The sequence below is a fragment of the Acidovorax sp. SRI_002 genome (assembly GCF_057586455.1).
This window is the reverse complement of sequence record NZ_JBYCZW010000008.1, coordinates 230,649-244,025: the sequence shown is the minus strand read 5'-3', so window position 1 is coordinate 244,025 and position 13,377 is coordinate 230,649. Positions and strand designations below refer to the sequence as shown.

Sequence of the window (13,377 nt, the reverse complement as noted above, 5' to 3'; positions counted from 1 at the left end):
AGGCCCTCCGCAGATGGGAGGGGGTGCGCTTGGGCGTTGGTGCCCCGAATTTACAGGCGGAAACATTCCGGCCATGTAGGACAGATGCGGCGGTTGCCCGCCGTCAGGCCTGCGACGATACACCAACGCTGGCTTGCCGCGCTGGCACAAAAAAGCTCAGGGGCGCGCTGCGCAGGCGGGCGCGAATGGCGGCGTAGATGCGCGAGCGGTCTACACCGCTCACGTTTTGCGCGCGCAGCGCGAGGCTGAAGGCCAGATAAAAACTGACCGACACATTCAGCGCACCCAGAAAGGGCAGCGAGGCCACGGCCCACCAGAATGCGGGCAAATGCAGTACCTGCGGGCCCAGTGCGGCGCTGGCGGCAGCCACCTGGCCGGTGGACAGCGTGACGTGGCGCACATCGAGCCCCAGCCCAAAAAACGAGGCAAACGCGGGCACCAGGCCGAGCATGAAACCCAGCGAGACATTGGCCGCAAGGCCCGAGAGGTTTTCGCGCAGGAAGCGGGCCCAGCGCGCGGCGCGCTCGGCGCCCAGCAGCCCGGTGATGCGCGGGTTGTAGTGCAGGGCTGAGTCCATGCGGTGGAGCACAAACCAGTTCTCCGTCCAGCCCGCAATGATGCTGGATGCAAACAGCAGCACCCCGGTAAAGGCCGCAAAAAAAAGCGAAGGCCCGAGCAGGTGCAAGGATGCGAGCACATGCTCTGCCTCCTTCACGCTGATGGCGGGGCCGCCCGTGGCCAGGGCAATCAGCGTGGCCAGCACCAGCACGGCGGGAAACACCACCAGCACATTGCCCAGCACGGCCGCCACCTGGGAGCGCACCAGGTGCGTGATCTCATCCACAAACGCCTCGATCGCGCCGCCCGAGCCCAGCTCCTTGAGCTTGGCTGCCATGGCCGGCGCCGTCATGGCCGGTTGTTTGGTGGCCACCGTGAAATGCAACAGCTGGATCAGCACAAAGCTCACGGCGTAGTTGACCCCCGCCATGAATCCGCCCCAGAACGCCGACAGCGCCAGCGCATGGAGGCCGAACTTGGTCAGTGTGGTGAACGCCATCAGCGCACCGCCGCCCGCCGCCTTGCGCAGCATGGCGCGGTATTCGGTGCCTGTGCGGGTGATGTAGTGCTCGCCCGTCTCGGCGCTGCGCTCGGCCACCTTGGCTGCCAGCAGCGAGGAGTTGGACGCCAGCAACGCGCGCAGGCTGCGCCGCTCCTGTCCCACCATCACCAGGTGCGCCATGAGCTGCGCCGCCGTGACGGCTGGTTGGGCCGACAGCAGGCAGTCGAGCAATTCGCGCACGCGCAGGATGCGCTCGCGCAGCTGCCGCAGGCGAAAGACCAGGCCCACTGAAATGCCGTTGTCTTCGAAATGCGTGTACACGGTGGCCGCCGCCGCGCGGCAGGCCTCCAGGCGCTCGCGCAGGCGCTGGGCCGACTCGTTGAGCCGGTCAGGCGTGCGCAGCGCATGCAGCACCTCCACGCGCAGGCTTTCCACATCGCGGATCAGTGCATGAAAGGGCTGCGCCTCGCGCGCGGATTCGCTCATGCGCAACCGGAGTTCGGGGGCAAAGCCGGTCGAGAGAATCTGCCCCGCGCAGTAGGTGATGGCGTCGAGCAGGGCGCGGTGCCAGCGCGTGGCGCCACCGGGGCTGTTGTTGCCACCCGGGGAAGCCAGCAACTCCACCAGCCGGTTCAGCTGGGCTTCGTCGAGCGCCGCGAGCCACTGGGCGTCAAAAGCGCTGGGCAGCGCCAGCATGAAAAGCTCGGACGCGTCGATGGTCTCTGGGCTGCCCGGCAGCAGCTTGGTGCGCAGGCGTTCCGCCATCTCGCTGACCAGCGCAGTGCGGGGCGCAAAGCCAAAATCGGCCAGCAAGGTGGTGATATCGACCTGGCCCACCAAGGTGGCCCACCAGGCTTGCAGCCGCTGCCGGAGATCGGGCCGTGCCGCGACCGCATCGATGAAAAGCTGCACCCGGCCCACAGCGGCAGGCACCGAATCGCGCTTGCCGCGCACCCAGTCCAGCAGGTGGATGAGCCACAGATGGCGATGGGCCAGGTCAGCGGCCGGGTCGAGAGCCGCCAGAATGCTGGCCAGGTCGGAATGGGGGGTGTTTTTCATCGCCGGGCCGCCCCAAGATGAAAAGCGGCCCCCTTGGGGGGCAGCGACCACACGAAGTGGGGAGCGTGGGGGTAATGCTTCATCGCCGGGCCGCCCCAAGATGAAAAGCGGCCCCCTTGGGGGGCAGCGACCACACGAAGTGGGGAGCGCGGGGGCAATAGCGCTTCAATGCAGCACCCGGCCGCTCAAAGGTTCGCCCGAAGGGCCGTGGCTGATCGCCTCCAGCACGAACAACGGCACCGGGCTGTTGAAGGGCTCGCCATCTTCGGCCACGCAGTGAAAGGTGCCGTGCATGGTCCCGCTGGAGGTGCGAAGCCGGCAACCGCTGGTGTACTGGAACGATTCGCCCGGCTTGAGCAGCGGCTGGTGGCCCACCACGCCCAGGCCCTTGACCTCTTCGGTGTGGCCCCGGGAGTCACTGATGATCCAGTGGCGCGAAATCAGCTGCGCAGGCGTTTCCCCGGAATTGGTGATGGTGATGGTGTAAGCGAAGCTGAACACCCCCGTGTCCGGCGCAGACTGCTCGGGCAGGTATTCGGGCAGCACTTCCACGTCAAACTGGTACTTTGGCATGGGGCGAATGGTAACCGTGGAGATTCGTAAAAAGTGCATGCCCGTGGGGTAAAACCCCAGGGCTTCTGCGCTTTGCGACAATCGGAGGATGAGCCGCACATTCCGAATCGCCCCCTCCATCCTCTCCGCCGACTTCGCCCGCTTGGGTGAAGAGGTGGGCAATGTCATTGCCGCTGGCGCAGACTGGATCCACTTCGACGTGATGGACAACCATTACGTGCCCAACCTCACCTTCGGCCCCATGGTGTGCCAGGCGCTCAAGCCCCATGCCAAGACCGCCGCCGGTGTGGCCGTACCGATCGATGTGCACCTGATGATCCAGCCGGTGGACGCCCTGGCCGCCGCGTTTGCCGACGCGGGTGCGGACTACATCAGCTTTCACCCCGACGCCTCGGGCCATGTGCACCGCAGCATCCAGGCCATCCGTTCCAAGGGCGTCAAGCCCGGCCTGGTGTTCAATCCGGCGGAGCCGCTGGACGTTCTCGACTGGGTAATCGACGACATCGACCTCATCCTCATCATGAGCGTGAACCCCGGCTTTGGCGGCCAGAGCTTCATCGACTCGGCCCTGCGCAAGATCGAAGCTGTGCGCAAGCGCATCGACGCCTCGGGCAAGGACATCCGCCTGGAAGTGGATGGCGGCATCAAGACCGACAACATCCGCCGCGTGGCCGATGCGGGTGCTGACACCTTTGTGGCGGGCAGCGCCATCTTTGGCAAGCCCAACTACCAAGGCGTCATCGACGCGATGCGCGCAGAACTGGAGTGATCTCCCGAGCCGCTGCGCAGACTTTGCGCGGTGGCCGTTTTCACAGACCACCCCTTCCTGGAGCTTGGTTATTGTTGCGCAGGGACGGTGATCGTCGTGGTGGTCGATTCACGCAACACGCCGCCGCCGGACACCGAGCCACTCGCCGGGCTGCTTTGCACACGGCGCATGCAATCAGCTTGGTCGGCAGCCGTCTGGAACGCAGCACAACGCTGTGTGGCGTTGTCGTTTGCGGCGGCTCCAGGGTTGCTCAGATCGCCCTTGCGCGAAGCATCCAGCGCGTTGTTGGCCTCGCGCAGGCAGGTGGCCAGACTGTCCTGGGTGTTGTTGGTCATGCACTTTTCCCGCTCCTGCTCATAGCGTGCCCGCGCATCCTGTGGCGGCGTTTGTGCGGATACACCCGCGCATGCCAGCAACAAGGCGGCGGTGAAGAGGGGGGTGGCAAAGGGAATGCGGTTCATGAAAGGGCTCCTGGGGCAATCGCAGACGGTGGTCTGAACGTATGCCTGCAGGGTAGGCCCCCCTGCTGCGCGTCCCTGTCGGACAGTGCCGCCCCCTGCCGTGCGCGGGGCGCGCGTTTCGGGCCTGGTCAGCCCAGGCGCTGAAAAGTCAGGACGAAGGCCACGCCGTCGGCCGTATTGCGCGCGTTGATTGTGCCGCCCATCTTGGCCATGTAGGTCTTGGCCACGAACAGGCCCTGGCCCCGGTGCCCGCTCTCGCCGTCGGGCATGGGAAGGCTGGGGTCGGACACACCCAGCTCAAAGATGCGCCCCAGCAGATCCTCGGCAATGGTGACACCCTGGTTGCGCAGCGTGGCGCTGGCAGTCGATTCGGAGGCCGCCAGCGTCAGTGTGATGGCCGTGCCCGGCGGGCGGTAGCGGTCGGCATTGCGCAGGATGTGGGTCACCACGTCTTCCAATGCAAATTCGTCCGCCCGAACGATGACCGGGCCCGCCCCTCCTTCATAGACCACGTTGTCGATGCCTGCAAAGTGCGCGTTGTTGGCCACGTGGCGCAGGAAGGCATCCAGGTCCAGTCGACCCTGCGGCACGTCGGCCGCCTGCAACGCCTCCGCAGGGGAGGCCGTGCCATACAGCACATGCACGGCCTGTTGCATGCGCTGGATGTAGCGGTGGCCCGGGTCGTCGGCGCTGCCGTGCAGCACCATGAGCGATTGCAAGGGGGACATGATCTCGTGCCCCACGGCATGCCACATGTCGCGCTCCTGCTGGGCGCGCAACTGTTCGCGCTGGATATCGTCTTTGACGCGCTGGAGCAGGTCGGCCAGGCCGCCAGCCAGAATGCCCAGCTCGTCCGACCCGCGCAGGTCCGACACGTCCAGGTCGCCCAGGCGGGGGCCGATGTGCCCGTCCTGCACGTTGTACGAAACCGCTGCCGCGCGGCGGGTGAGGGCGGTCACGCGGCGGATGAGGCCCACCTCCACCACCAGCCAGGCCAGCGCGATGGCCGCGAGCATGGCGCCCAGGTACCACGACATGCGGGTGGCCACGGCGGCAAGGCCCTGCTCCACGCCGCGCAGGTTGCCGGTAAAGGTGACGGCATAGTTGCCCGCCGGGGTGTCCAGAATGTCGAGGCCGGCCGGTACCGGCTGCGCCTGATGATCGCCAGCGGCTTGCCACTCCAGCGGCAGCCAGCTGATAAGGCGCAGCAGCCAGGGCGCCGACGGGTCTGCCTGCACTTCGGAACCCTTGAGCGTGATCGCTTCGCTGTCGCTCGTGCCCAGCTTGCGGATCTGCACCTGTTCGCCGGGCAGCAGGGTGCGCGCCACATCCGCCAGCGAAGCCGCAGCCTGGGCACCGGGGGCATTGCTGTCGAACAGCGCCGCGCCTGTGCCGGGCGCCAGCATTTCCACCCGCACGCGCATGTTGCCAAGATCCTGTGGCGGCCAGACCAGGCGCTGCTTGTCAAACAGCGCTTCGCGGAACAGCTCCACCGGCAGGCGGATGGAGTAGAAGGTGCGGCGCAGGCAATCGGGCACGGCGCCCGCCAGATCCCGGCACTGGCCGTTCTGCCAGAGCCAGCCGCGAAAATCCCGCACTGGCCGCGCCCGGGCATCCAGGGACTCTTCTCCGCTGTCCACGAATCCTGTCAGGCGGCCCCGGGTGCTGATCGTGCCCTGGGGTGGCAGTGCTTCAAAAGGCGCCACCCAGCGGTAGGTAGCGCCGCGCATGTCCAGCGTGATGCGGGCGCGGTGCACGGCCTGCACATCCAGTGCGCCACGTTCGCGGGGCACCAGCTCGCCCGCGTAGAAGCTGCCCACCAGGTAGATGAAGCCCCCTGCATAGGGGTTGTTGCCGATGGCCGCGCAGACCGACGAACCGTCGGGGTACTGCACCGCGCAGCCCGCCATTTCCACGGCCTGTTGGGCCTTGTTTTGGTCGTCGAAATCTAGCGCCGCATAGGGCAGCAGCAGGGGCGCCAGCGGCGCGGGGGCGGCGCCACGGTTGCCAGCATTGAGCAAAGCCAACTGCCCAGAGGGGTGGCGCAGACGGGCCATGACCTCGGACTGGCTGCGCGCGAAGCCATGCTGGTAGCTTTGCCAGCCACGCTCCTTTTCTTCCTTGAGCAGCACCACGCTCAGCGCGACGGTGGCTAGCGCCAGCAGCACAAACACACCGCGCACCAGAATCCGCAACCGGAAGGCGGGTAGGCCCAGGCGGGGCATCTCCAGCGCGGGGTGGCGGAGCAGACGCTTCACTTGCCAGTCCAGCGAAAGCCGCGCATGGGCACGTTCTCGATGCCTTCAAAGCTGGGGTCCACCTCGCGCAGGGCCTCGCGGATGGTGCTGACGTGCTTGCGCACGTTATCGCGGTTGCGCCCGCTTTTCACCACCTCAAAAAGTTCGTCGTACGACACCACCTCGCCACTGCGCTGGTGCAGCGTGGCCAGGATGCGCTGGGCCGTCAGCGGCAGGTTGATGCGCTCGCCGCGCCAGGTGGGAGAGCGCTGCCACAGCGGGTCCAGCACCAGCGCATCGCCCACCGGGGCGGGTGCTGCGCGGGTCGGAGTCTGTGCCTGCGTGGTGCGCAGGATGTCGAGAAAGGTCTCGATGAAGTCGGCCTCCTCAAACGTGGTCTTTTGCAGGTAGTCCCACGCGTCCAGCGCCTTCATGATGCTGCGGTAGATGGCCGCAGGCATGGCCGACACCACCAGCACCGGTGTGCCCTGACGGCGCTTGTTGATGGCGTTGATGAGCGCCACGCCCGCATGGCGCTCACGGCCCAGTTCGATGTCAAGGACCACGGCGTCGTAGTGCTCGCGCGCCAGGGCGGCTTCGGCGTCGTCGCGCGTGAACCACTGGTCAATCACGATGCCGCTCTTCGCACTGGCAATCCAGCCCGCCAGCTGGTTGCTGGTGGGCAGGTCGTCTTCGATCACGGCGATGCGGGTCATGGGCGGGGCGCGGAGTAAGGGTGCGTCGATTATCCGGGGCGCCTTGCTTGCCCGGTGTGAAGGTTTCTTCCGGGCCCGGAGGGTTTGTGCGGTGGGTGTGAGGGCTTTGGGGTGCGCGCTGTGTTGTTGCTTCCGGGGTGAAGCCGAAGAATCAGTCCCCAATGAGCAGCCCGGTGAGGCCGCTCAGAAGCAGACAACAAATCACACCCTACCGAGAGAGAGAAACCCCATGAAAACCGCCTGGAACCGCATCGTACAAGCCCTGCGTGGTCGCAATGCCGCTCCCCGCCCGCTGGACGCCGGCGGCGAATGGCCGCAAGACGCGGCACCTTTGCAGACGGAAGCTGCCATGCCAGCATCCGCAGACGTGGACGCAGGGCGCATCCACTGGGCATACCTGCTGCCCACGGCCAGCACGGTGCGCTGGATGGTGGCCGGTGCCGTGGTGGTCGGTGCAGGGGGGCTTGTGCTTCGCCACCCGCCGGTGCAGCAGCTGGGCCAGGGGGAGCTGGCGGTCCGCATGAACCAGTTCACCGGTTCGGTGAGCCAGTGGCGTGATGGCAGCATGTGGGTGGTTCCGGGCCTGCACAGCGTGCGCATCTTCTCTCTGCGGGACCAGAGCTACCGCCCTGAAGCCATGCGCCAGGCCAATGGCAGCGCACCCTTGCAATCGGTGGAAGGACTGTCGTTCGGGCTTGACCTGAGCGTGCGCTACGCACTCGATCCTGCCTCCGAAACCGTCAAGGCTGGCCGCCTGCCCGATGATGTGGACGCCGACATCGTGGCACCTGCCGTGCAGGGGTTGGTCTACAAGGTGTTTGCCCGCTACACCGTGCGTGAAATTTTCTCGTCCAAGCGTGCCGAGATCGCACAAATCATCGAGACCGAACTGCGCACGCGCCTGGCCGCCGATGGCGTGCTGCTGCGCCACGTGCAGATCGGCAAGGTGGACCTGCCCGCCGAGTACCGCCGCGGCATGGACAGCCTGCTGGCCGAGGAACTGGCTTCCGAGAAGATGCGCTACACGCTGGAGCTGAAAGACAAGCGTGTGAAGGAGACCGAACTCGACGCCAATGCCGACAAGGTGCGCCGCGAGGTGGCTGCTGAAGCTGCGGCCCGCGAGCAGGTGATCGCCGCCCGCGCCCAGGAAGAGGCGATGAAGCATGTGCTGCCCTTCAAGCAGCGCCAGATCGAGCAGCGCCAGCTGGAGGCCGAGGCCGAAAAGGTATCGCGCATCAAGGCCGCCGAGGGCAGCGCCCAGGCCCGCCGCATCGAAGCCAACGGCGAGGCGGATGCCCGCCAGAAGCTGGCTGAGGCCGAGGCCTACCGCATGGACCGCATTGGCAAGGTGAACGCCGAGCAGATGGCGCGCGAAGGAGCGCTGGTCACCAAGCATCCGCTGCTCATCCAGAAGACGCTGGCCGACAAGCTCTCCGACAAGATCCAGGTCATCATCGCGCCGCCTCCGACCAACGGTGATTTCATCGGCGCGGCGCTGCTGGGCGGCAACCGCAATGCGCAAGCCGGTGTCGTGCAGGCTGCGGGCGTGGCCGACGACACCTCCACCGTCCAGGCTGTGGAGCAGTGAACATGAATCTCACGACCTTGACTTTCATCGCAGCGGTCGCCAGCGCTGCAGTCACGGTGGCCTCTGCCGCCGTGCCTCCTGCTTCGGTCAATACCCTGGGCAGTGCCATCGTGGTGCAGGACCAGGCCAGCCTGCGTGCCGCGCCGCGCGATGGCGCCCAGCAGCAGGCCAGCCTGTGGCAGGGCGAGGTGCTGGAGGTGCGCGGCGAGCGCCTGGATTACCTGCAGGTGTGGGACCACAAGCGTGAGCGCGGCGGCTTCATCCGCGCCAGCGATGTGCGCCACATGGCACTGACCGAGGCCGAAGGCCCCGCGTTGCTGGCTGTGCTGCGTTTCATGCAAGACACGCCGGGTGCTGAGGCGCTGGGGATTGGCCTCACCGCCGCGTACCTGCAGGCGGCTCCCGGCCAGCTGCTGGCGGGTGTCGAGGGCGCGCAGGCTTTTGATGCGCTGGGCACGTTCGCCGACCGGCTTGCACGTCGCGCCTCGGTGGCTGTGCCGGGCAAGGCTTCGGGGGCCACGCTGTCCGCGCACCTGGATGTGGCCAATGCCTACGGCGTGCGTTTTGCCACCTATGAGGTGGAGGGCCGCATGCAGGTTTGCTATGAAGGCGAAGCCTTTCGCCGCGTGCTGGCCATGCCGGTGGCCGATGCCGCCCAGCGCGCCCGCGCCGCCCTGGCGCTGACGCGGCCAGAGTGCATCAACCCCGACCTGCCAGCCCACGAACGCGCCAAGGTGCACGCCTGGCAGGTCGATGTGCTGGAGCGTGTGGACGTTGCCGGCTTGCCGCCCTACCTGCGCAACCGCGTACAGATGCGCCGCGCCAGCGTGTGGGGCGCCACGGCTTTCGAGCAGGCGCGCAAAAATGTTGCAGATCCAGCGGTGGCTGCCGCTGCTGCGCGCGCGCTGACCGAGTTCACCGGCGTGAGCAAGGCCGACCTGCCCGACGAGGATCAAAGCACCTACAACGACGCTGCCATGCGGGTGAGTGCGGTGCGCTGGGCACTGGTGCCCACTACCGCGCCAGCGGCCCCGTCCAAAGCAGCCCGCCCGACCCTGGTGACCGAGCCCGGCGCTCCCGGCGAAACCTGTGTGCTGCTGGTGGATGCCCAGCACACGGCCCAGGCCCCGCTGCTGCGCCGTTGCACCTATGGCGTGGTCTGGTCTGCGTCGGCCAGCACCAACCGCGAAGGCACGGCGGTGGCCCTGGCCGTGCAACCCCTGGAAGGCTGGCGCGAGCTGTGGGTGCTGCGCAAGACCGAAGGCGGCTGGCTCGCCGATGTGCTGCCGCCAGCGGCCACCACGCCAGAAACCGGCGTGGCCGAGTGGGCCGGATGGGTGCCTGGCGGACAGCAGATGCTGGTGGCACGCGAGGCGCGGGGCCAGGGGCGCTACCGCAAGAGCTTTGAGGTGGTGCGGTTGGACGGCCTGACCACTGAGCGGGTCACAGGGGATGTGGCGGCGCTGCCTTTGTTTCAGCGCTGGCAAGACCCTGCGTGGAAGCGGCAGACGCTGAGCTTGCGCTAAGTGCAGGGTGGGCGGGAGGAAGAAGGCTTCATCGGTTCCTTAAACTTGGGCAACTTTTTCCTCTTCCGTCTTTCTGCCTTATGTCCCACGCCGCCGACCCCATGTTGTCTTCTCTGCTGTCCCGTGTAGATGCCGTCATCGTGGACCTGGACGGCACCATGGTGGACACCATGGGGGATTTCAACGAGGCGATCAATCGCATGCTCCGTGAGCTGGCCCTGCCGGCCATCGAGGCCCTGCACATCGAACACATGGTGGGCAAAGGCTCGGAGCATTTGCTGCGATCAGTGTTAAAACACGTGCTAGCGCTTGATGGTATTGCGCAAGATGCTATAAAAAGCGAAGCATACTATCCTGCAGCCTGGGCCAGCTACCAGCGCCACTACCTGGCGATCAATGGCCAGTTTGCAGGGGTTTACCGGGGTGTAGAGGACGGTCTGAAGGCGCTGCGTGCCCGGGGGCTGCGCCTGGCCTGCCTGACCAACAAACCCACGGAATTTGCGCTGCCGCTTCTGAAGTCCAAGGGCCTCGATGGGTATTTCGAGAAAGTGTTTGGCGGTGACGCCTTCGAGCGCAAGAAGCCCGATCCTCTGCCCCTCCTCAAGACCTGCGAAGCGCTGGGCACTGCCCCCGCGCGCACGCTGATGCTGGGCGATTCCAGCAACGACGCGCAGGCTGCCCGCGCGGCCGGGTGCCCCGTGGTGCTGGTCACCTACGGCTACAACCACGGCGCGCCCGTTCGGGCCGTGGATGCCGACGGTTTTGTGGATTCGCTGGCGCAGCTGACCTGAGCCGCTCTCAGGCGGGTAACTGGCGTGGCGCGACGGCGCGGTAGTCCAGTCGCGATGCGCTGATGCTGCTGCCGCGCACAGGGGCGGGCGTTGCATCGCCGTGGCGGGTGGTGTTGGCTGAGAGGCGGAAGACCGCCACCGCATCCACCAGCTGCCCCGCCTGTGTCTTGAGGCTGTCGGCCGCTGCTGCGCTTTGCTCTACCAGGGCCGCGTTCTGCTGCGTGGCCTGGTCCATCTGCGTGATGGCTTCGCCCACCTGCGAGACACCCTGACTCTGTTCGCTGCTGGCTGCGCTGATCTCGCCCATGATCTCCGTCACGCGGCGGATCGATGCAACCACTTCGCTCATGGTGGCGCCGGCCTTGTCCACCAGGGCTGTGCCGCGCTCCACGCGCTCCACGCTGGTGCCGATCAGACCCTTGATCTCCTTGGCGGCTTCAGCGCTGCGTCCAGCGAGGCTGCGCACTTCCCCGGCCACCACGGCAAAGCCGCGCCCCTGTTCGCCCGCGCGCGCAGCCTCCACGGCAGCATTCAGGGCCAGGATGTTGGTCTGGAAGGCGATGCCGTCGATGACGCTGATGATGTCGGCGATCTTGCGGCTGCTGTCGTTGATGCCCTTCATGGTCTCGACCACTTCGGCCACCACATCGCCTCCCTGTTGGGCCACGGTGGATGCGCTCATGGCGAGCTGATTGGCCGTGCGCGCGTTGTCGGCGTTCTGGCGCACAGTGGAGCCAAGTTCTTCCATGGATGCGGCGGTCTGCTGCAAGGCTGAGGCTTGCTGTTCCGTGCGTGCCGAGAGGTCATTGTTGCCGGAAGCAATTTCGACGCTGGCGGTGGCCACGCCTTCTGCGTTGTGGCGCACATTGCCGACGATGGTGGCCAGGCGCGATTGCATGGTGGCCAGCGCCTGCAGCAGTTGGCCGGTTTCGTCATTGCCGCTGGCTTCGATGGGGTGGGTCAGGTCGCCATCGGCAATGCTCTCCGCCGCCTGCTTGCCCCGCTGCACAGGTTGCACGATGGAGCGTGTGACGGTGAAGGCCAATAGTGCCCCCAGTGCCACGGCTATCAGTGTGCCCACGCCCAGCAACACCTGGCTGGCCTTGGCCAGCGTGCTGGTGTCGCCCTGGCTGTCGGCCAGCTGCGCGGCCATGGCAGTGCGCAGGTCGTCGAGGGATTGGAGGTACTTGTCCGCCAGAGGGCGCAAGTCCTTGTCCACCAGCGTGGGCACATTGGGCTCGCCGCCACGGTGCAGTTCGCGGATCTCGGCGAGTTTGTCGTTGTAGGCCTTGCTGGCGGCGGCAATGGTGGCCAGTTGCGCACGGTTCTTGTCTCCCTGTACCAGGCCTTCGATGCGCTGGACCTTGCCCTCGATGCCTTTGGCTGTGGCCTGCGTGTCGGCCGTGAGCTTTTCCATGTAGTCGCGGTCAATGGCCTTGAGGAAGGCCTCGGTGCGCACCCAGTTCAGGCGGATGTCTGACGCCCAGTTCTCCACCAGGGTCTGCTGCTCGATCTCCTGGGTGGCCACGCGTTCGCTGGCGCCTTGCAGGCTCGCGATGCGCCACATGCCGGTGGCGGCAATCAACGCGGTGATGAGCAGGATGGCACCGAACGACGCGCCCAGGCGCAGGCCGACGGAAAGGTTGCTGAGTTTCATGGTGGGGTCTGGCGCAAAAAGGTATCTGGGGGCAGAAAATGGGGGCGTTACAGACGGCTCGTTGCGGGGCGCGGGTAGCGCGAAAAACTCGGTTCAGGCCGTGGCATCAGTGACTGCGGGGTGCGCGCAGCAAGAGGCCGTTGTTTCGTCAGTGAGGGGCGGGTGTGCTCGTTGGTCCAAAGGCTACTCCCGAGTAGGGAGCGCGTCTGTCGGGCGCGGGACAGCCCCGGGCGGAAGTGCCTCGGGGTTTGTCCCAGGGGGTTACGCAGGCTTGCCCAGAAGGGCGTCCTTGAGCTTCCAGTCGGCGGGCACATTGCCCAGCCAGATGCCCAGCAGCGCGTTGAAGAACTCCGGCTCCTTGAAAGGCTCGCCCTGGGGCTTGCCCTTGACCGTGATCACCGTGCCGGTACCTGGTATCCAGTCGATCATGAACTGGTCGCCCGCCTGCAGCTTCTTGTGGTCCGAGAAGATCTGGCTCATGCGCAGCACGCCCGGGATGAGCTTGGAGAACGCTGCGCGGTCCATGTTGTCCTCCATGCCGCGCGAGAACAGCTTGCCCAGCTCGGTGGAGTCGATCTCGCGCAGCATGGTGATGCTCATGCGCTTGGGGCCCTTCAGGGCCATGATTTCAGCGGGAGTCGAGGCCTTCTTTTCAAGGTACAGGCCTGCGGTGTACACCTTGAACACGGCCTTGTAGCGAACCCCTGCGCCATTGAGCTGAAGGCTGCTGCCACTCAGGCTGCTCGTCTCTTCATACTTGACGTCGGCCACGGTGATGGGCTGGGCAATAGCACCGGCCGCCAACAGGCAGGCCACGGCTGCTGCGGCACATCGCTGGAGAAACTTCATGCGCAACTCCTAAAAAAGAACGGTCGTTCGTTTCAAATTGTTGCAGTGCTCCTGCCGGGCCGCAACAGGGTTTTCGAGTGGTTGTGCGATC

Annotated in this window: 11 protein-coding genes; 4 read left to right on the top strand and 7 right to left on the bottom strand. The window is 66.2% G+C overall.

Features of this window, described 5'->3' with window-relative positions; all coding sequences use genetic code 11:
* Window positions 1-103: 103 nt before the first annotated feature.
* Window positions 104-2,119: a site-specific recombinase gene (locus tag AC2YJX_RS22145; protein WP_487257281.1), complete on the bottom strand. Its 2,016-nt coding sequence runs from the start codon at window positions 2,117-2,119 to the stop codon at window positions 104-106.
* 165 nt (window positions 2,120-2,284) lie between these two features.
* Complete coding sequence (apaG, locus tag AC2YJX_RS22140; protein WP_121421421.1) at window positions 2,285-2,692, bottom strand: Co2+/Mg2+ efflux protein ApaG; 408 nt, start codon at window positions 2,690-2,692, stop codon at window positions 2,285-2,287.
* Between the two features lie 88 nt (window positions 2,693-2,780).
* Between apaG and rpe the strand changes: the two genes are divergently transcribed.
* Window positions 2,781-3,461, top strand: coding sequence for a ribulose-phosphate 3-epimerase (gene rpe / locus AC2YJX_RS22135; protein ID WP_487257280.1), 681 nt, complete (start codon window positions 2,781-2,783; stop codon window positions 3,459-3,461).
* A 68-nt stretch (window positions 3,462-3,529) separates the two neighbouring features.
* Here the strand turns inward: rpe and AC2YJX_RS22130 are convergent, their stop codons facing one another.
* The 3 genes from AC2YJX_RS22130 to AC2YJX_RS22120 form a co-directional block, all read right to left on the bottom strand.
* Window positions 3,530-3,922, bottom strand: a complete 393-nt coding sequence (locus tag AC2YJX_RS22130; protein ID WP_218301452.1) for a hypothetical protein — start codon at window positions 3,920-3,922, stop codon at window positions 3,530-3,532.
* A gap of 128 nt (window positions 3,923-4,050) precedes the next feature.
* On the bottom strand, window positions 4,051-6,147 hold the full coding sequence (locus AC2YJX_RS22125; RefSeq protein ID WP_487257316.1) for a sensor histidine kinase: 2,097 nt from the start codon (window positions 6,145-6,147) through the stop codon (window positions 4,051-4,053).
* A 29-nt stretch (window positions 6,148-6,176) separates the two neighbouring features.
* Window positions 6,177-6,875, bottom strand: a complete 699-nt coding sequence (locus tag AC2YJX_RS22120) for a response regulator transcription factor (RefSeq protein WP_487257279.1) — start codon at window positions 6,873-6,875, stop codon at window positions 6,177-6,179.
* Between the two features lie 229 nt (window positions 6,876-7,104).
* Between AC2YJX_RS22120 and AC2YJX_RS22115 the strand changes: the two genes are divergently transcribed.
* From AC2YJX_RS22115 to gph, 3 genes are all read left to right on the top strand, one after another.
* Entirely contained in the window at window positions 7,105-8,463 is a 1,359-nt protein-coding gene (locus AC2YJX_RS22115) for an SPFH domain-containing protein (protein ID WP_487257278.1), read from the top strand.
* 2 nt (window positions 8,464-8,465) lie between these two features.
* On the top strand, window positions 8,466-9,989 hold the full coding sequence (locus AC2YJX_RS22110; RefSeq protein ID WP_487257277.1) for a hypothetical protein: 1,524 nt from the start codon (window positions 8,466-8,468) through the stop codon (window positions 9,987-9,989).
* Between the two features lie 80 nt (window positions 9,990-10,069).
* Window positions 10,070-10,780 (top strand): phosphoglycolate phosphatase, encoded by a 711-nt coding sequence (gene gph, locus AC2YJX_RS22105; protein ID WP_487257276.1) that lies wholly within the window; start codon window positions 10,070-10,072, stop codon window positions 10,778-10,780.
* Between the two features lie 7 nt (window positions 10,781-10,787).
* Here gph and AC2YJX_RS22100 read toward each other — a convergent pair whose 3' ends face one another.
* Window positions 10,788-12,437: a methyl-accepting chemotaxis protein gene (locus AC2YJX_RS22100; protein ID WP_121421415.1), complete on the bottom strand. Its 1,650-nt coding sequence runs from the start codon at window positions 12,435-12,437 to the stop codon at window positions 10,788-10,790.
* A 261-nt stretch (window positions 12,438-12,698) separates the two neighbouring features.
* The gene (locus tag AC2YJX_RS22095; RefSeq protein ID WP_055395601.1) at window positions 12,699-13,286 is read right to left on the bottom strand and encodes a chalcone isomerase family protein; all 588 of its coding nucleotides are present in this window, start codon (window positions 13,284-13,286) and stop codon (window positions 12,699-12,701) included.
* Between the last annotated feature and the right edge of the window lie 91 nt (window positions 13,287-13,377).